The organism is Bacteroides salyersiae (assembly GCF_031172035.1).
GTDB classification, from domain to species: domain Bacteria; phylum Bacteroidota; class Bacteroidia; order Bacteroidales; family Bacteroidaceae; genus Bacteroides; species Bacteroides salyersiae.
In genome coordinates this window covers 5084360-5104361 of sequence record NZ_CP133452.1, presented here as the reverse complement: position 1 = coordinate 5104361, position 20002 = coordinate 5084360, and the positions used below count along the sequence as shown (strand labels likewise).

Genomic DNA, 20002 nt, shown 5'->3' with positions numbered 1-20002 from the left:
TTATCATTTCTATTTTATTATTTATTCTCATTGTCTGTCATTCCGTTTTGTGCAGGAAGGTCTCCTTTTATTCTGTGAATAGCGCAATAGGCTACCGGAAGTACAAATAATGTCAAAGCCGAGGCTACGAGCAGGCCGCCCATAATAGTAGCTGCCATGCCGCCGAACATGGCATCGAACAGTAATGGCAACATACCCAGAATAGTGGTTCCCGATGCCATTGCTACCGGGACGATACGGCTGACGGTAGCACTGACTACCGCATCCAACGGTGCTTTTCCGGATTTTGTTTCAATATCGATCTGATCGACCAGCACGATGGCATTTTTAATGTTCATGCCGATCAATCCCAGTAAACCGAGAATGGCGAAGAAGTCGAAGGACTTGCCGAGCAGTAATAATCCAAGCACGATACCGATGAAGATAAGCGGCAGCATTAATAAAATGACGATCGGCTTGCGGTAGGTCTTGAACAATAACAGCAATACGGTGAACATCAGGAAGAATGTCAACGGCATGTTTTTGGCTAATGCTTCGTTGGATTCTACTTGGCTTTCCTGTTCTCCGAAATATTTCATGGTGTAGCCTTCGGGCACTTGTATCTCTTTTTGCACCTGCGACCATACTTGGTTGAAGGCAGCAATGGCGTTTATTCCGCGTCGAGGATCGCATTGGGCCATCATTACCATCTGACGGTTATAGTCCTTCACATTCGAGAAGCGGTATTGAAAATCAAAATCCGATACTACTTGCTCCAGACTGGTGGTTTCCGTGCCGGTTCCGAATACGGGTAGTGTGCGCAGGTCGTTTATTTTGAACGAGTCGATTACTGTATTTCCTTTCAGCAGGATAGGTAATACCTGGTCGCCTTTGCGATATTCACCCAAAGTCATGCCATTGGTGCCGATCTGGATGCTTTGTGCCATTCCTTGACGGGATACTCCCAATGGTTGTGCGCGTTCCGGGCTGTATATCGGTTTCCATACCGGAATCTTGTTTCCCCAAGAATTGCGTATGTTGATCAGATCGGGATTGCGGTGCATTATTTCCAGAGCTTTGCTGGTGAGCATTACCAGCGTATCGACATTGTTGCCGATAAAACCGATTTCGATAGCGGCATCTACGGCGGGCGATAATTTGAAAAGACTGGTACGCGTAATGGCATTCGGATAGTTCGCTTTCATGTATGCATCGAAGTTTTCTTCTTGCGCTTTGGTGTATTTACTATCCTTAAGTTCTACCAGTATGTTGCAGAAATTGGGCTTCGGACCAACAGAGGTGGAGGCCAGATAGTAACGCAACGGAGTGCTTCCGAAGGTAATGGATACCTTGTCTACTTCCGGTTGTGCCAGTAGATGTGCTTCAACGGTTTTCATCTCTTTGGCCACTTCGTTGATGTTGTAACCATCGGGGTAGAAAATATCTGCACGGTAATAGGGTTTATCGAGAGAAGGGAAGAAGTTTTGGGGCATCATTCCCATTACTACCAATGAAATGATGAACAGAACCACCATAGAACCGATCGTCAGTACTTTCTTACGAATGAGCACATGCAGGACAGAGGCGAATTTATGATAGAAAGGTTTGTCATACGGGTCTTTGGCACCGGTGGTTGTTTTTGCTTTCAAGATGAAATTACCGAATGTGGTGGTTTGTGTCAATGCCAATATCCAGCTAAGTCCCAGTGAGATAGCAAGGACGATAAACAACGGCTTTACGATTTCTGCCACTGATGAGGGAGCCAGATATAGGGGAAGGAAAGAGCAGATGGCAATGAATGTAGCTCCTAATAGTCCCCATTGCGGACCGGTGGCTCCGTTGATGAGCGCTTTGCGACGGTCTATTCCTCGGGCAATGGCTATTTGTGCGTTGTCTGTCACTACGATGGCATTATCCACCAGCATACCCATGGCGATAATAAATCCGGCCAAGGAAGTCCGGTTTAATCCTACTCCGAAGAAAGACATGATAAGTAATGTGCCGCCGATAGAGAAGATCAGTGAGGAGCCGATGAGCAATCCCGCACGCAGTCCCATCACCAGCATGATAATCACGATCACGATAAGTATGGATTCTATCAGATTGATGATGAATCCGTTGTTTGCATTTTTGGCAATGACATTCTCCAGGTAGAGTGGTTCCAGTTGCATACCCACAGGCATCAGGGGTAGAAGTTCGGCCAGTTTGGTATCTACCATTTCTCCTGTTTGCACTACGTCGCGTTGTGGGTCGGTGGATACACCGATGCCGATAGCACGCTTTCCGTTGACGCGCATGATGGTGGAGGCTGGTTCCATATATCCTTCTTCAATGACGGCAATATCACCAAGCTTCACTTGTCCCGCTTTGGTGGTTATCACCTGATTGCGTATATCGTTTACAGTGCTGTACATTCCGTTGGCAACTACACGCAATTGTTGTTCGCCGGCTTGTATTTCTCCGGTGTTGATAATCTGGTTTTGAGATTGCAGCAAGGAAGCCAGTTGTTTAGGGTCGATACCCATACCTACCAGTTTGTTTACGGAAATAAAGATATTGATTACTTCTGTCTGTACACCGAAGAGGGCCACCTTCATGACACCGTTGGCAGTGACCACCTGTGTTTTAATGCGTTCTGCCCAGTCGCGCATCTCTTCATAGGTGAATCCGTCGTCGGCAGTCAGTCCATAGTAGATACCGAATACGTCACCGAAGTCATCGGATACCGTAGGAACGGATGCGCCATTGGGAAGTTGGGGTTGTATGTTGAGTACTTTTCGTCTTAGTTCGTCCCATTTCTGTGGAATAGAAGAGGCGGCCAAGGAAGGTTGCAACTCAAAGGTTATCTTTGAGATGCCATACATCGACTCGGATTTTATTTTATATACTCCGCTCATACTTTGTATCTCGCGTGAGATAGGTTCTGTAATGAGCCGTTCCACCTCAGCGGGTTCGGCTCCCGGATAGCGTGTCATGATGACCGCCGATTTAATGACGAAAGGTGCATCTTCTTTTTTTCCCAGATTGCTGAAAGAGAAAATCCCTCCGAGGAGCAACACTGCAAGGAAGAAATAAATTACCTTGGTATTATCTAATGAGTATTTTGCTAAATTCATATTATTCAGTAGTTATTATTTAGTAGTTAAGTAGTCAAGTAGTTAAGTAGTAAGTAGTTGGTAGTAAGTAGCTGGTAGTAGATAGTCGGTAGTAAGTAGTCAAGAATTTGTTTACCAGTTTAAAGTTTTACTTATTTTTTTATATGCTGCATAGCTACTTGCTACTTAACTACTTAACTACTTGCTACTTAACTACTTAACTACTTGCTACTTAACTACTTAACTACTTGCCTACTTAACTACTTAATCACTAATTCACAATTTTCACCGTTTCTCCCTCTACCAATTGGTTAACTCCCGCAATGATGACTTTTTCACCGGCCTTTAGTCCTTTGGTAATAAAGGCTTGTGCTTCTCCGGTGGGAGACATAACGCTCACTTCACGGCGGTTTACTTGATTGCCGTTCAATACCCAGACATACATTTTTTTTCCGTTACTTTCGCCAAATATGGCACTTAACGGAACTACAGTCATACTTTCTTCCAAGAAAGGACCTACATTGGCTGAGAATCGGATGCTACAAGTGAATCCCGGTTTTACATCGTATAAAGCACGGTTGAAGGCCGGGTCGTCAATGGTGATGGTCACCGGTATTCCTGTTCCGTCGGTAGATATATCCAAGTATTCCTCCAGCTTGGCATTGAAGGCTTGTCCTCTATAAGTATCGAATTCTACTTGGAACTTTTGATCGTTGGAACGCAGCAAATATAGATAAGCATCCGGAATTGTGAACTTGATACGTAACTTTTTAGTATTAACCAGTTGTACGATGCCTTCGCCGGAGTTTACGCGCTGATAATTTTCTACCAATCGCGTTTCGATAGAGCCGTCAAAAGGGGCGGTCAGCTTCGTATCACGCATATTGTTGGATGATAATTCGAATGCAGATTTAGCTTTCTGATAGTTCGATAGACTTATTTCATATTCTTGAAGTGAGATGGCCTGGCGTGCCAACAGGCGTTTGTTGCGTTCTACTTGGGCGGCAGCTGTCTCGTATGCCGATTTGTCCGCGGCATATTGCAACGCGATGTCTCTGGGATCGATGGCGGCAATCAGTTGCCCTTTCTTTACTTTTTCTCCTTCAATAACCGGTAGGTTGATGATTTGTCCACTCACGCGGAATGCGAGTTTTACATAATCTACAGCTTCTACAATGCCTGAAAAGTCTTTTTTAATTTCCGATCGTGATTCTACAATAGCTGTTTTGACAGGCCGGATAATAGCTTCTTTGTCCTCCTTCTTTTGCCCGCATGCAGTTAGAAACAAACTGAATGACAAGACAATTACATAGTTCTTATTCATACTTTTTATTGATTAAGAGTCGTTTGTCTTACTTATTGAGGTGCAAAGACATAGAGCTTGAAAACTTATAATGGTTTCCAAGTCTGCTTATTGAGAATAATTAGCGATTAATTTCTTCTAATAATTAACTCTTTACCCCTATTGGCATGATAAACAACTTCATAAACAAGTATGTTCAATTCATCTCCTTCTGTCATAGAGATTTTTATTTCGTTTTTTCCGATCTCTACCTGTAGTGTACATCCACGGAAATTTATTTTGAATGTGTATTTATTCCACTTGTCGGGAATGATGGGGTTAAAGCAAAGCATATTGTTTTTTACCTGCATTCCGGAGAAGCCGTGAACGATGGCAAGCCAGCTGCCTGCCATACTGGTGATGTGCAGTCCTTGGCTAAGTTCATTGTTGTAGTCGTCGAGATCCAGTCGGGTAGCATGAAGAAAAAGGTTGTAGGCCTTGTTGATGTCACCTATCCGTGAAGCTAAGATAGAGTGTACATAGGGAGACAGTGAAGATTCATGCAATGTCCGTGGTTCATAAAACCGGAAGTTACGGCGCACGGTTTCATCATCAAAATTAGTATAATACAGATACAATCCCAGTAAAACGTCGCTTTGCTTGATATAACAGGAACGTAAAATACGATCCCATGACCAGTGTTGATTGACGGGGCGCTCTTCCGACGGAATATCGTCTATGGTTTTCAGCTCTTTGTCGAGATAACCGTCGTTTTGTACAAATATTCCTAATTCTTTGTCTTCCGGCAGATACATTCTGTCTATGATCTCCTGCCAATAAGAAGTTTCGGCATATTGAAAATCGGTAATCCTGCGGACACGTGCGTACTCGTCGGGATATTGATGAGCTACCAGTTCCAAAGATTCTATGGTAGATTTTAGGGTCTGTACACACGAGTAGTTGGTATACCAATTATTGTCTACATTGTTTTCATACTCATTGGGTCCGGTGACACCCAGTATCACGTATTTTTGCTTCGGTTGTGAAAAAGAGACGCGTTGACTCCAAAACCGGGAAATGGCTATCATCATTTCCAGTCCGTAGCGGGCAATGAAATCGTTATGACCTGTCATCACCGCGTATTGCATAATTTCATGTACGATGATGTTATTGCGATGTATCTCCTCGAAGGTAATTTCCCATTCGTTATGGCATTCTTCTCCGTTGAAGGTTACCATAGGATAGAGGGCCGCACCATTTTTGAAACCTAATTTCCGGCCATTCTCTATGGCTTTCGGGAGTTGGTTATAGCGGTAGAGCAGGAGGTTTTTGGCTGTTTCTTTCGGGCTGGAGAGCAGGAAGAAAGGGATACAGCAAAGCTCCGTATTCCATTGTGTGTTTCCTCCGTATTTTTCGCCCGTGAATCCTTTCGGTCCGATGTTGAGGCGGGGATCGTCTCCGCGATAGCTCTGGTTGAGTTGGAAGATATTGAATCGGATACCCTGCTGTGCTTCGGGGTCGCCGTCAATGGTTACGTCCATTTCATCCCAGATATTTTGCCATACTTCCCGGTGGTCTTGCAAGAGTTTTTTCCATCCTTGGCTCTTGGCATTTTTACTTTCGGTTACAGCCTGTTCCACAAGTTCCGAGCGGTCGTAATAGAGAGAGGAAAGGATAGCGGTATATTTGATGAGAGTGATCCGTTCACCGGGTTTTACATCGGCACCTGCACTAAAACCGGTCAGTTTTTCCTTTTCTATTTTTATGGGACTGGTGTTTATTTCTTTACTGTTTTTGAAGAGTTGATAAGTCAGGGCACAACAGACCTGTGAATCTTCCCGTTTGGTTTGTGTCCATAGATAGGCATGTTCGTTGGTTGTTTCCGCACGGAGTATGTTCCACATTTTTTCATTGAAATTGGATGTCTCGTGTTTTACATCTCCATTGATATAAGGAACGATTGAAACTTTGCCTTCATAATTTACGGAAGTCACGCTATATTTGATAAGGCATAAATTTTGATTAGCCATGCTGTTGATGTGCTCCACATGTATTTTCAATGTGTTTCCTTTGGGAGAGGTCACTTCAAAGTCACGATAGGAAATACCCTCTTTCATGTCGAGCTTTCGTTCGAATTGCTTTATGTCCCATTGCGAAAGGTCTACTTCTTCATCGATCAGCCTTAAATAAATTCCACTCCAGTCGGGAGCGTTCGGAATACGCGAAAAGAAATGTGGATATCCGTTTTTCCACCATCCCACTCTTGTACGGTCTAAAAAGCTGATGCCTGCCACATAAGAACCTTGTAGACTGTCACTACTATAAGTTTCTTCAAAATTACCCCGTTGTCCGAATCTTCCGTTTCCTAAGCTGAATATACTTTCCGAAGCACGTAGTTTATCTGCGTGAAAGCCTTCTTCTATGATATTCCATTCGTCGGTCTTGAGAAATTTTTTCATGGCATTCTATCTCTAATAATTATGTTGGTGCGGGAAAGATACAAAAAATGTATTAGAATAGTGTGCCGAAGATCGAAATCTTATTATATATTTTACTTTATATACTACAAAGGGCATGAAGATTGCGGTTAAAATATGCCCCTTCATGCCCTTTGTAGTATATATAGCGCTTCTTTATGAATTTTTATTCTTCATGGTGTGCTATGGTTTCTTTAATGAAAAATACACAAATGGCGCCTGCAATGAGCAAGATACCTGCCAATACAAGCATGTTTACCTGATGGCCTCCCACCAGATGTAATAAACCGCCTCCGACGACTGCTGCCACAATTTGCGGTATACAGATCGTTCCATTGAATAATCCCAAGTAGGCTCCCATGTTTTTACCGGATATTGAATTTGTCAGGATAGTGAAGGGCATTGCTAACATAGCGGCCCAGGCACATCCGATAAGTAGATAGGATATGAATAGTAAATATTGGTCGGTGAAGAAGAGAGTGGATATGAAACCGATTCCACCGAGTACCAAGCTGATGGAGTAAGCTATTTTGCGTACTTTGAACAAAGGTAAAATAACGGCCCATATCACGGAGCCGATTGCTTGTACTGCAAACAATACGCCTACCCAGTTGCCTGCCGCCTGATAGCCTTCGGCTTGCACATCGGTGGTATTCCATACCGTGTCGGCTATTGCACCGTTCGTATAAGTCCACATATACATAAATGCCGCCCAACAGAAGAATTGCACCAAACCGACTGTCCAAAATACTTTCGGGGCATGTTTCAGTAGATGAAGGAAATTGCTTTTCTCTTTCTTTTCATCAGCTGTGATACCGTGGAATTCTTCAAATTTTTTCGGGGGCATCTCTTTTACTTTCACCGTAGTATAAATGACGCAGAGAATCAGGATGGCCGCTCCGATGTAAAACGAATAGATCACAGAATCGGGAACTGTTCCTTTGTCGGCTATATTGCTGATACCTATCCAGGTAAAGATAAACGGAAACAGATAGCCTACGAGACTGCCCGCATTGCACAGGAAGCTTTGGATGGAGTAGGCGAGTCCTTTTTGCTTTTCGTTGACCATATCTCCTACAAGCATTTTGAAAGGCTGCATGGCCATATTTATGGAAGTATCCAAGAACATGAGCGATACTAATCCGAAAATCATGGCTGTGCTTACTGCCATTCCAAAACTTCCGGCATTAGGTAGCAGGCACATCACTAATACGGCAATCAGCGAACCTACGAATAAATAAGGAATACGTCGTCCGAAACGTGTCCATGTTTTATCGCTGGCCGAACCGATGATCGGTTGTATGATGATACCTGCCAACGGAGGCAAAATCCAAAAATAACTGAGACTGTGAGGATCGGCTCCCAATGTGGCAAAGATACGACTGATATTAGCACTTTGCAGGGCATAGGCAATTTGTACGCCGAAGAATCCGAAGCTGATGTTCCACAACTTCCAAAAACTTAAATCAGGTTTTATTTTCATGGTAGTAATAATGTGCCAATATTCCGATGTGCAAATATGCCAATTGAGATACGGCACTCTCTTTTATTAGTTAATTATTTTATTTTCTCATTCTTTCATTTTTCTCATTTTCTCCAATTGGCACATTAGTACATTGGCATATTGGCACATTATTTTGTCGTTCCCCGTACTACCAGATTGGTTCTTACAATTTTATTTGTACTTTTTGAGTTGGGATTATCCTCTATTTTATCGATAAGGATATGGATAGCGCTTTTTCCAACTTCTTCTCCATGTTGTTCTATGGTGGTCAGCTTGGGATCAGTGCTTTGTGCAATGGCTCCGTCGGTAAACCCACAAATCGATACTTCATCAGGAACCTTCAATCCTACCAGTTTGCAGGAGTATAAGATACCCGAAGCCGTTTCGTCATTAATGGCAAAAAAACCGTCCGGGCGGTCTTCTCTTTCCAGTAAGTCGGGAGTGATGGCAATAGCCTGTTCACGCGTATCACAAAGTTTGATCATACTTTCATCTACCGGGATTTTGTACTTCTTCATGGCATCTAAGTATCCGTTTCTCCGGTTCTTGGATATTTCGAGATGGGGTGCGGCGCTATAAAAGAAGATACGTTTACAGCCGGTCTGTATCATGTACTCTACGGCAGAAAACGAACCGGCATAATCGTCTACTACTACCCGTTCGGTGTTAATGCCCGTACAAATCCGGTCGTAGAAAACGATCGGGATATTATTATCGAGTAATTCTTGATAATGATCATATTGGGATGTATCTTTGGCAAGTGAAGTAATCACTCCGCAAACCCTTGCTGCAAGGAAAGAATGGACTATCTTTACTTCCTGCTCGTATTTTTCGTTGCTTTGTGCCACGAGGATGTTGTATCCTGCCTGGGAAGCCGTTTCTTCAATGCCGCTTAATACACAGGAAAAGAAGTGGTGCACTAATTGCGGAATAATGACTCCAATTGTATTGGAACGGCTTGTACGCAAGTTTAATGCCAATGCGTTGGGCTTATAATTATGTTCGCGCGCGTACTTATGTATTGCTTCTCTTGTCTCTTGACTGATATCCGGATTATCCTTCAATGCCCTTGAGACGGTGGAAGGTGATACCCCTAATTCGCGGGCGATGTCTTTGATGGTAATTTGCGGTTTACTCATTTGTATCTATTAGTTTCAGTCAAAGGTAATTAAATTCGAGATGCGCGCCAAGTGAATATTCTCTAAGCTTTGTTCTCAGATTACAAAAATAGTGCAATTGATAATAAACTTTCTGTTCGCTGGTCATTTCTGTGATAGAATAAAGTGCAAACGTTTGCATATGCGTGGGTAGTTTTTGATTATAAAATCAAAAGTCTCGGTTATAGATTATAAATAAGGGAATAGAAGTTTTTTATTTGGCAAGAGGAACTTTATAGCCGATTAAACAATTTTTTTTCTTTGAAAATCTCCTCTAATTTGATAAAGACTGACAGGCTATTTGTTCACTCCACAATGTCGGATTGCTGTTTATTGCAGTGCAAACGATTGCGTAGTTGCAAGTGCCGTTTTTCATCTTTTCTCATTCTTTTCGTGGTTAATAGCCCTATTTTTGTTTCGTCGTTAAAAGGGAGTTGGCGTTACATTCCTGTTTCGATTAAGAGAAAATTATATTAATTTATATTGTTAACTTTAACTTATTAAATGCATGAAGCAAGTTAATCTTAGAATCTATCAAACGATTCTGCCCTTGTTATTCGGGCTTTTCTTGTCATTAGGCGCTTTTGCACAGCAGGTCTCTGTTAAGGGGCATGTGAAAGATGCAACAGGTGAACCTGTCATTGGTGCAAATGTGTTAGTAAAAGGAACTACCAACGGTGCCATTACCGATTTGGATGGTAACTTTGTTTTGAATGCTCCTCAAAACTCTACTATTGTTGTATCTTTTATCGGTTATAAAACTGTAGAGGTGAAAGCTGCTTCCTCAGTGGTAGTTACCCTTGAAGATGATTCACAAGTGCTGGATGCAGTTGTGGTAATTGGCTATGGTACGGTGAAGAAAAACGATGCAACAGGTTCGGTGACAGCTATTAAACCGGATAAGATCAGTAAGGGTATGACTACGAATGCACAAGACATGATGACGGGTAAGATTGCCGGTGTCAGTGTGATTTCCAATGATGGTACACCGGGTGGCGGCGCTACGATTCGTGTACGTGGAGGTTCTTCTCTGAATGCCAGTAACGATCCGTTGATTGTTATTGACGGATTGGCAATGGATAATGATGGAGTAAAAGGACTTTCAAATCCTTTGTCCATGGTAAACCCGAATGATATTGAGACATTTACAGTCTTGAAAGATGCTTCGGCTACTGCTATTTACGGTTCGCGTGCATCTAATGGTGTAATCATCATTACTACCAAGAAAGGTGCTGCCGGATCGGCTCCCAAAGTTTCTTATGATGGAAATGTGTCTTTCGGTATCAGACGCAATTCGCTGGATGTGATGAGTGGTGATGAATTCCGTGAATATCTGTCGGGTGTATATGGTGGAACGGATAAGATCCCTTCACCGGGTTTAGGCACGGAAAATACCGATTGGCAAGATCAGATTTATCGTACAGCTATAAGCCATGACCATAATGTGACGGTTTCCGGTGGATTGAAGCATATGCCTTATCGCGTATCATTGGGGTATACCAATCAGGAAGGTATTGTGAAAACTTCTAATTTTGAGCGTTTTACTGCCAGTGTGAATGTGGCTCCTTCATTTTTCAATGATTATCTGAAATTTAATGTGAATGCCAAAGCAATGGTGGCTAAAAACCGCTATGCCGATGGTGGTGCGATCGGAGCTGCTGTAGCGATGGATCCTACACAGCCAGTGTATGGCGATGGCGAAAAATTTGATACATTCGGTGGTTTTTGGCAGGCTATCCCCACTCAGGAGGAAGGCAGTCTTCCCTATGGTGACCCTAATTGGCTGTATACTAAAAATGCAAATGCCACTCAGAACCCGTTGGCATTGCTTGAACTGAAAGATGACCGGTCGAAAAGTAAGAGTTTCGTAGGAAATCTGGAGGCTGATTATAAGTTCCATTTCTTCCCTGATATGCGTATTCATGCCAATGTCGGTGCCGACTATTCGGAAGGACGTCAGAATACCGTTATCTCTCCGTATTCTTATTCTAATCATTACTTTGGATGGGATGGCTCGGAATATAGCTATAAATACAATCTCTCCGGAAATGTTTACTTGCAATATTCCAAGACATTGGAAAATCATTTTATTGATGTGATGGTAGGTGCCGAAGAACAACATTTTCACCGTACCGGCTATTCTGTAGGACAGGGTACCCGCCAGGATAATGGTGAGGCTTACAATCCTACTCTTCGTAAGAACAGTGCATTTGGATATCACAGTACGCTGGTCTCTTTCTTCGGTCGTTTGAACTATACTTTATTGGACCGTTATCTGTTTACTGCTACTTTCCGTCGCGATGGTACTTCCCGTTTTAGAGAACATTGGAGCAATTTCCCGTCGGTAGCTTTGGCTTGGAAGGTAAAGGAAGAAAAATTCCTGAAAGATGTAGATGTATTGTCTGACTTGAAAGTCCGTGTAGGTTGGGGTATTACCGGCCAACAGAATTTGGGAGATAATCTGGACTTCCCGTTTATGCCGCTTTATACGGCCAGCGGTAATGGTGCTTACTATCCGTTGGGTGATATTTATTATACAACTTCACGCCCGAAAGAATATAATAAGGACCTGAAATGGGAAGAAACCACCACTTACAATGCCGGTTTTGACTATGCTTTCCTGAACGGACGTATTTCGGGATCGATCGATTATTACTATCGGGAAACGAAAGACTTGATTAATACCGTAAAGATTGCCGCCGGAACGAATTTCAACTCACGTCTGATAAGTAACATCGGTTCGTTGAAAAACACCGGTCTTGAATTTACGATTAATGCTAAGCCGATTGTAACAAGAGATTTTACATGGGATTTGGGATATAACATTACTTGGAACAAAAATGAAATCACGAAACTGACAGGTGGTGATGATCCTGATTATTTTGTAGCAGCCGGCGGCATATCCAAAGGTACAGGTGCTAATATTCAGGCACAGAAAGTTGGTTATGCGATTAATTCATTCTATGTATATCAGCAGGTTTATGATAAAGACGGTAAGCCTATTGAAAATACATTTGTCGACCGTAATGGCGATGGTATCATCAATGCTTCCGATAAATATATTTATAAGAAACCTGCCGGTGATGTATTGATGGGTTTGACTTCGAAAATGATTTGGAAGCAGTGGGATTTCAGTTTCTCGTTGCGTGCGAGCTTAAATAACTATGTATATAATGATGTATTGGCTGCAAATGCAAGTATGGGTACTATCTTTTCTAATGGTGCCTTTAGCAACCGGCCGATTGCAGCTGTACAGTTAGGCTTTAGCGGTGAAGGTGATTACTATTATTCTGACTACTTTGTACAGAATGCTTCTTTCCTGCGTTGTGACAATATCTCTTTGGGATACTCTTTTAATAACTTATTTAAGAGCCCGGCATACGGGGGAATAAACGGACGTATTTATGCAACGGTACAGAATCCGTTTGTAATTACAAAATATGACGGACTTGACCCGGAAATAGGAACCGATAGTAATAAGAATATGGGTATTGACAATAATATCTATCCGCGTCCTACGACCTTCTTGCTCGGACTTAGTCTTCAGTTTTAATTAGTAACCTAAATAATTGATTATATTATGAAATTTAGATATTTAAAATCATTGATTCCTGCCGCACTCTCCTTATCGTTGACCTTCGGTATGGTGTCTTGTGTTGGTGATTTGGATATAAGTCCGATTGACCCGCAGGTGAGCGGTAATTTTTCTCAGGATGAAGTTTTCACCAAACTTTATGCTTCATTGGTATTGACAGGTCAACAAGGACCTTCCGATAAGCCGGATATTGCTTCGGACGACGAGGGGAATACGGCTTTTTATCGTGTGATGTTCACCGTTAACGAATATGCTACCGATGAAATGATCTGGACTTGGATGGATGCCGGTATCCCCGAGTTGATTTTTATGAGGTGGAACTCTTCTCACGGTACTATTGAGATGTTGTATAACCGTTTGGCTTATAACATCACTCTTTGTAATTTCTTCCTTGACCAAGTAGAGGGACAAACGGATGAGACAACAGTGAGACAACGTGCTGAAGCTCGCTTCCTCCGTGCACTGTATTACTATTATTATATGGATCTGTTCGGAAAAGCACCATTTAAAGAACACTTCTCCGAAGAGTTGCCGGTAGAAAAGAATCGTGCAGATTTGTTCGCTTACATCGAAAGTGAATTGGATGCGATTGAAAATGATATGTACGAACCGGGTAAAGCTCCTTATGGACGTGCCGATAGGGCAGCCAACTGGTTGCTGCGTGCCCGTATGAATCTGAATGCAGAAGTGTATACAGGTACTGCGCAATGGGGTGAAGCTGCTGAATATGCAACGAAAGTGATTGGATCGGGATATGATTTATGTGATAATTACAAAGAATTATTTATGGCCGATAATGGTGAAAATCCGGAGGCACGAAAAGAGATTATTTTCCCGCTTCGTCAAGATGGTATCCGTACAAAATCTTATGGCGGTTCTTTCTTCCTGGTAGCTGCCACCCGTATTGCGGGGATGCCGTCGTGGGGAACCAATGCTTCTTGGTCATGTATCCGTGCCCGTAAATCTTTGGTGGGCAAATTCTTTAAAGATCCGGAAAGAGCTCCTTTGACTGAAAGTACGGACGAATTGATTGCTGCTGCAAAAGACAGTCGTGCCCTGTTTTACTCAGGTAAGGGTGGCGGAGAGCGTCAGGTTACTTTGGAAACGGTTACTAAATTTACCGATGGATTCTCGGTTGTGAAATGGACGGGACTTACTTCTACCGGGCAGAATAGTAGTGACCCGGATGTACCCGATACTGATATTCCTCTTTTCCGTCTGGCTGAGGCTTATCTGATTCGTGCGGAAGCTAACTTGCGTCTTGGAACAGTTGCTATGAGCGATATTGCAGAAGACTTGAATGTATTGCGTCGTCGTGCCGATGCAACGGAATTTGAAAGCGTGACATTGGATGATATTCTTGATGAAAGAGCCCGTGAGTTATATTTCGAAGGATTCCGCCGTACGGATTTGATTCGCTATAATTATTATACAACGAACAGATATCTGTGGGATTGGAAAGGTGGCGAAGCTGAAGGCACTTCGGTAAGTTCTATCTATAATGTTTATCCGATTCCGGCAGCAGATATTACTGCCAATCCGAATATGCATCAGAATACTGGTTATTAATCGTTTATTCATCATTTAAAACGCTTATTATAATGAAAAAGATATATAGTATATTCATGATGGGTCTTGCCGTACTTGCTTTCTCGGCATGCGAAAGCGATAGAGACAGTAACCCCACGTTATTGGAGCCTGATACATTCGTGTTGAATGTTCCACCTTATGCCGAGAACAATGTATATGATTTGGAAAACTCGGAAGCTATTGAGTTTACATGCTCACAGCCGGACTACGGTTTCCCGATTGCCACTACTTATACTGTGCAAATGGCACTTGATGAAAATTTCACAGAAGATAATGAAGAGGCCGGAACGAAGGTCAACTATGTGACGCTTTCCACTAAATATACTTCTACAAAAGTGAATGTAGATGCGGTTGAGTTTGCATTGGGATTGGTTGAGTTGTGGGGAATTGCAGGCTCCGGTGAGCTGCCCGACACTCCTATAACCCTGTATGTTCGTATGCAGGCAGCCCTGACTTCTAATGGGAGTGGTGCATGTACTTCTAATGTGATTAAATTACCCAGGGTATTGGGATATAAGGCAGAGGCTCCTGTCACGTTGCCGGAAACGATGTATCTTATTGGTGGCTTTGCAGAATCCGATTGGAATACATGGCTGGAGATGACTCCGGTGACAGGCAGTACGGGTAAATTCTCACGCGTGGTAACTTTTGGTGCAGGTGCCGCCGGTACAATGAAGTTCAATATGAATCCGGGTTGGGATGGAAACCAGGTAGCCTACTTTGACGGGCTGGTTCCGGAAGAGTCTAAAAAACTGGCAGATGTCAGCGGAGTAGACGATGGTAATGGCGGTTTGAATATTCAAATCGGAAATGCCGGTACTTACGAAGTGGTGGTAACTGTTAAAGTTGCCGGAACCAAACTTGCCTATACTCTGGACTTTTACGAAGCAACGGCTGAATAACTTTTGTAATTTTAAAACGAATAAGAAACATGAAAAAGATATCATTATATATGTTTTCTCTTCTGGTGCTGGCTGGTTTTTCGGCTTGTGACGAAGATTATACGGACTGGGCCAATCCCCAGTCCAATCCCCAGGAGGAATCTAAGAGTGGCATTACTGCACAGGTAGCGGGTGTAACTTCGGAAGTCGTGATGGATACGTATGCAGAGGATTCTGTAGTAATTGCCAAGTTGGAGTCTCTGTCCGGTTCGGACGAAATCGTAGGTTATAAATTGCAATTGGCAGGCAATGATAAAACATTAGACATTCCGTTTGCCGAAAAGGATGGAGCTTTGAAAGTGGATGCTGCGGAACTGGAATTGCTGACGATGCAATTATACAACAGCCGTCAGGCTGTGGCGCGCGATATAGCAGTGAAAGTGGGAGTTTCTGCAATGGCTTCCGATAATCAGGCTGTTTCTGTCGATGTGGCTGATATTAATATGAAAGTGACTCCTGTCACTCCTCCTGCGATGGAAGATGAGTATTATGCTTTGGGAGATATCTCTTCGTGGGATTTGGCCGGAGCTTTGGCTTTTACACGTGATGCGGACGATGATGCCATCTTTACGCTGGAGTTTACAAACGAAAAGGAAGACAAGGCTAATTTCAAAATATTCCCGAAATCAGGAGCTGCCGGAAGCATTGATTGGAACAAGGCATTGGGTGCAATGAAAGACGGGGATGCTTCTGCATCCGGCCTACTCGATTTTACGGATCAGAAGGGGCAACAGGCTGGAGCTATCGGTCTGGAATTGCAAGGAAAGGTAAGAATTACGATCAACGTAAAAGATTATACATACACAATTAAAGAAGTAAGCGATTTGCCCGAAACGATGTTTATCAACGGCTCTGCTTATAGCTCGGATTGGAATTGGAATGATGCTTGCCAGATGATTCCTGTGACTCAGACTCCCGGTATGTTCTGGAGTATGCAATATTATAATGCCGGTGAAGAAATCAAATTCTCTCCGGTGGCCGGTTGGACAGGAGATTTCGGCTTCTCTACAGATATAGTAACTCCTGCTGCCATCGAACTCGCCGGATTGACTGATAAGGGTGGTAATATTCTGATTGGCATTTCCGGTTGGTATATAGTGGTTGTTACTGTCGATAAAGTAGGTGGCAAGAAAGTTGAATTCTTGAGACCGGAGGTCTATCTTTTAGGTGGATTGGTTAATGGCAGTTGGAACTGTAATGAAGAAACATTATTTACTGTACCTGCAGATAAAAACGGTGATTTTGTCTCTCCTGCTGCTACTGCAGACGGGGTAGCGCGTATCTGTTGTACAGTGGCCGGAACTGGTAATTGGTGGAAGAGCGAATTTACGTTGGATATGAAAAACGATGCTTCGATTGTTTATCGTGAAAACAAGCAGGTTGGTGATAATCTTGGAGAACTGGGTTATGAATGTCCTGTAAATGCCGGTCAGAAAGTGTATGTGAACTTCACGAATGGTAACGGAACAGTAAAATAGGCATTTGTGAATAAATAAATGAATATGGAAAGGCTGTTTCTGTGACCGGAAGCAGCCTTTTATGATAAATAAGGAGGAATTTATGAAACGATCTTACGTTTTGTTAGGATTTTGCATTTGGGTAATGTTCATTGCAAAGGCTCAAATAGTGACAACGAACCCTGCCTTTCCTATCGAAGGAAAGGCGGTGACCCTCATTTTTGATGCTGCACAAGGTACTGCCGGATTAAAAGGTTATACGGGGGATGTATACGCACATACGGGTGTCATTACAGATCAGAGTGAAAAAGAATCTGACTGGCGATATGCTTCGGATTGGAATGTGAATGTTGCAAAGTACAAGATGACTTCTTTGGGCAATAATAAGTGGGAACTGAATATTACCCCTGATGTTCGTAGTTATTATGGCGTTCCTGCCGGTGAGAAAATTCTGAAAATGGCATTTGTCTTTCGTAGCTCAGACGGCAAAAAGGAGGGAAAAGATACCGGTGGCAAGGATATTTTTGTGGATATACATGAAACAGGACTGACGGTTCGTTTCGATCAGCCTTCCGGAATTGCGACCTTGAATAGCGGAGAAACACTGGCAATGAAAGCATCGGCTTCTATGGTGGCAGACATGAAACTGTTTGTTGGTAATGAACCGATAGCAACTCAAAGCAATGTGAAAGAGATCACTGCCGAGCATACTTTTTTGCAAGCCGGTAATTTCGAGATACGTGTGGAGGCTTCGATTGGCGGACAAACGGAGACAGCTACACGGACGGTGAACGTGTTGGGTGAGACAGTGCAGGCGCCGCTTCCGGCAAATGTACGACCGGGTATTAACTATTTGAGCATTCACGAAGCTACTCTTGTGCTTCAGGCACCCAAAAAGAAGACTGTTCATGTGGTAGGTGATTTTAATGATTGGAAATTATCGCCGGAGTACCAATTAAAACAAGACGGAGAGTTTTTTTGGATTACGTTGAGTGGCTTGGAGAGAGAAAAGGAATACGCTTTTCAATATGTGGTGGATGGTACTATTTATATAGCCGACCCGTATGCGGATAAAGTTCTCGATCCGTGGAATGATTCGTATATTCCATCTACTGTATATCCTGATTTGAAGCCTTACCCGACGGGGAAAGCCGAAGGGATTGTTTCTGTGCTTCAGACAGGACAGACGCCTTATCAATGGCAGGTAACGGATTTTAAAAAGCCGGACAGGAATCAATTAATGGTATACGAGATGCATATTCGCGATTTTACTTCCGAACATTCCTTTAATGCGGCGAAAGACAAATTGCCCTATTTGAAACAGTTGGGAATCAATGCCATTGAACTGATGCCGGTTAATGAGTTTGAAGGGAATAGCAGTTGGGGATATAATCCTTCGTTTTATTTTGCGGTGGATAAGTATTATGGAACTAAAAACGATATGCGGGCTTTTGTTGACGAATGCCATCGGCAAGGGATAGCAGTGATTATAGACTTGGTATTGAATCACAGTTTTGGGCAGTCTCCATTCTATTTGCTCTATCGTGAGGCGGATGGGACTCCGTCGGCAGATAATCCCTGGTATAATCAAAAGTCTAATATTCCTAATGCTGCTTTGCAGTGGGGATATGATTTTAATCATCAAAGTACGTATACCCGTGCGTTGGTGGACAGTGTGGCCGGTTTCTGGATGAAAGAGTATAAAGTGGATGGTTTTCGATACGATTTTACTAAAGGATTTTCCAATACTTCGCAGGATACATGGGCCAATAAATATGATGCGGAACGTATCGCAAACTTGAAGCGGATGTCTTCGGAAATCTGGAAAAGGAATTCGGATGCTTATGTTATTATAGAACATCTGACGGAGGGTACTACGGAAGAGAAGGAATTGGGAGAGGCCGGCATCATGCTTTGGAGAAACATGAATCATGCGTATTGTGAATCGGCTATGGGATGGCCGGATAATTCTAATTTCTCAGGATTGTATGGAGGTACATCCAATATGCCTGTAAACAGTTTGATGGGATATATGGAAAGCCATGATGAAGAACGTACTTCTTTTAAAGCTTGGAAATGGGGGATTGAAAGTATAAAAGGTGGTGAAGCAAGTGCGAACCCGACGACTGATAATAATTTGGAGAACCGGATGAAGCAACTTGCTACGAACGCTGCTTTCTTCTTTACCGTTCCGGGACCTAAAATGATTTGGCAATTCGGAGAATTGGGATATGATTATTCAATAAATAGTAATTCGGACGGTACGGTTGTCGATGATAATGGTGCTTATCGTACTGATCCCAAACCTCTTCGCTGGGATTATTTGGAGAATTCCGCACGTAAAGAGTTGTATAATGTTTATAGTAAATTGATGGATTTGCGTCTGTCATATCCCGAACTTTTTTCCCCTGATGTTATTTTTAGCTGGAAAGTGAGCGGCAATACAAATTGGAATAACGGCCGTTTTATAACTATAACTTCAGGAGATAAAAGAGTGGTTGTTGTCGGGAATTTTACCGCTGTCCCGGGTAATTATTCAGTAACATTTCCGCAAACCGGTACTTGGTATGATCTGATGGATGAAAACGCTACGTTGAATGTAACGTCGACAACTCAAAGTGTACTTGTTCCTGCCAATGAATTCCGGCTGTATACTAATTTTAAGCCGGCATTGACGGGAATTGAGGAGACTGTTGTCGATTCAGCGAGTCTGCAAGTGTATTATGATAGCAATTTGGATGAGTTGATCATAAACACAAAAGCGGTTTGGGTTGAAATCTATTCCGTTAACGGTATGATGGTACAGCGACAGAAAAACGTGTCTTCTTTGGGGCTGTCAGTGCTGCCATCGGGGCAGTATGTGGCTCGGATAAAAGACAATAAGGGAAAAGTGGAATCTTGTAAGATTATTAAGTGAAAATAATG

Annotated in this window: 10 protein-coding genes; 5 read left to right on the top strand and 5 right to left on the bottom strand. The window is 42.8% G+C overall.

The features are described from left to right. Window positions 1-17: 17 nt before the first annotated feature. The 5 genes from RB604_RS19630 to RB604_RS19610 all read right to left on the bottom strand — a co-directional run bounded on the left by RB604_RS19630 (window position 18) and on the right by RB604_RS19610 (window position 9476). Complete coding sequence (locus RB604_RS19630) at window positions 18-3095, bottom strand: efflux RND transporter permease subunit (RefSeq protein ID WP_055295756.1); 3078 nt, start codon at window positions 3093-3095, stop codon at window positions 18-20. Window positions 3096-3345: 250 nt separating this feature from the next. Beyond that, window positions 3346-4398 (bottom strand): efflux RND transporter periplasmic adaptor subunit, encoded by a 1053-nt coding sequence (locus RB604_RS19625; RefSeq protein WP_007481502.1) that lies wholly within the window; start codon window positions 4396-4398, stop codon window positions 3346-3348. Between the two features lie 107 nt (window positions 4399-4505). Beyond that, window positions 4506-6815, bottom strand: coding sequence for a family 65 glycosyl hydrolase domain-containing protein (locus RB604_RS19620; protein WP_055295753.1), 2310 nt, complete (start codon window positions 6813-6815; stop codon window positions 4506-4508). Window positions 6816-6999: 184 nt separating this feature from the next. Beyond that, a complete protein-coding gene (locus RB604_RS19615) occupies window positions 7000-8316 on the bottom strand; it encodes an SLC45 family MFS transporter (protein ID WP_055295751.1) in 1317 nt (438 codons plus the stop codon). A gap of 149 nt (window positions 8317-8465) precedes the next feature. Beyond that, a complete protein-coding gene (locus RB604_RS19610; protein WP_005929752.1) occupies window positions 8466-9476 on the bottom strand; it encodes a LacI family DNA-binding transcriptional regulator in 1011 nt (336 codons plus the stop codon). 526 nt (window positions 9477-10002) lie between these two features. Here RB604_RS19610 and RB604_RS19605 point away from each other — a divergent pair. From RB604_RS19605 to RB604_RS19585, 5 genes are all read left to right on the top strand, one after another. Then, window positions 10003-13047, top strand: a complete 3045-nt coding sequence (locus RB604_RS19605) for a SusC/RagA family TonB-linked outer membrane protein (protein ID WP_007481507.1) — start codon at window positions 10003-10005, stop codon at window positions 13045-13047. A gap of 27 nt (window positions 13048-13074) precedes the next feature. Next, window positions 13075-14658, top strand: coding sequence for a starch-binding outer membrane lipoprotein SusD (gene susD, locus RB604_RS19600; protein WP_005929759.1), 1584 nt, complete (start codon window positions 13075-13077; stop codon window positions 14656-14658). Window positions 14659-14690: 32 nt separating this feature from the next. Further along, window positions 14691-15581, top strand: a complete 891-nt coding sequence (locus RB604_RS19595; RefSeq protein WP_005929761.1) for a SusE domain-containing protein — start codon at window positions 14691-14693, stop codon at window positions 15579-15581. 29 nt (window positions 15582-15610) lie between these two features. Next, entirely contained in the window at window positions 15611-17098 is a 1488-nt protein-coding gene (locus RB604_RS19590; RefSeq protein ID WP_005929763.1) for an Outer membrane protein SusF domain-containing protein, read from the top strand. Between the two features lie 82 nt (window positions 17099-17180). Then, window positions 17181-19994, top strand: coding sequence for an alpha-amylase family glycosyl hydrolase (locus RB604_RS19585; RefSeq protein ID WP_055295761.1), 2814 nt, complete (start codon window positions 17181-17183; stop codon window positions 19992-19994). Window positions 19995-20002 lie beyond the last annotated feature (8 nt).

Coding starts and splice junctions, on each gene's coding strand:
- RB604_RS19630 (WP_055295756.1), bottom strand. CDS start 3,095: ATGAATTTAGCAAAATACTCATTAGATAATACCAAGGTAATTTATTTC.
- RB604_RS19620 (WP_055295753.1), bottom strand. CDS start 6,815: ATGAAAAAATTTCTCAAGACCGACGAATGGAATATCATAGAAGAAGGC.
- RB604_RS19590 (WP_005929763.1), top strand. CDS start 15,611: ATGAAAAAGATATCATTATATATGTTTTCTCTTCTGGTGCTGGCTGGT.
- RB604_RS19615 (WP_055295751.1), bottom strand. CDS start 8,316: ATGAAAATAAAACCTGATTTAAGTTTTTGGAAGTTGTGGAACATCAGC.
- RB604_RS19595 (WP_005929761.1), top strand. CDS start 14,691: ATGAAAAAGATATATAGTATATTCATGATGGGTCTTGCCGTACTTGCT.
- RB604_RS19625 (WP_007481502.1), bottom strand. CDS start 4,398: ATGAATAAGAACTATGTAATTGTCTTGTCATTCAGTTTGTTTCTAACT.
- RB604_RS19610 (WP_005929752.1), bottom strand. CDS start 9,476: ATGAGTAAACCGCAAATTACCATCAAAGACATCGCCCGCGAATTAGGG.
- RB604_RS19585 (WP_055295761.1), top strand. CDS start 17,181: ATGAAACGATCTTACGTTTTGTTAGGATTTTGCATTTGGGTAATGTTC.
- RB604_RS19605 (WP_007481507.1), top strand. CDS start 10,003: ATGAAGCAAGTTAATCTTAGAATCTATCAAACGATTCTGCCCTTGTTA.
- susD (WP_005929759.1), top strand. CDS start 13,075: ATGAAATTTAGATATTTAAAATCATTGATTCCTGCCGCACTCTCCTTA.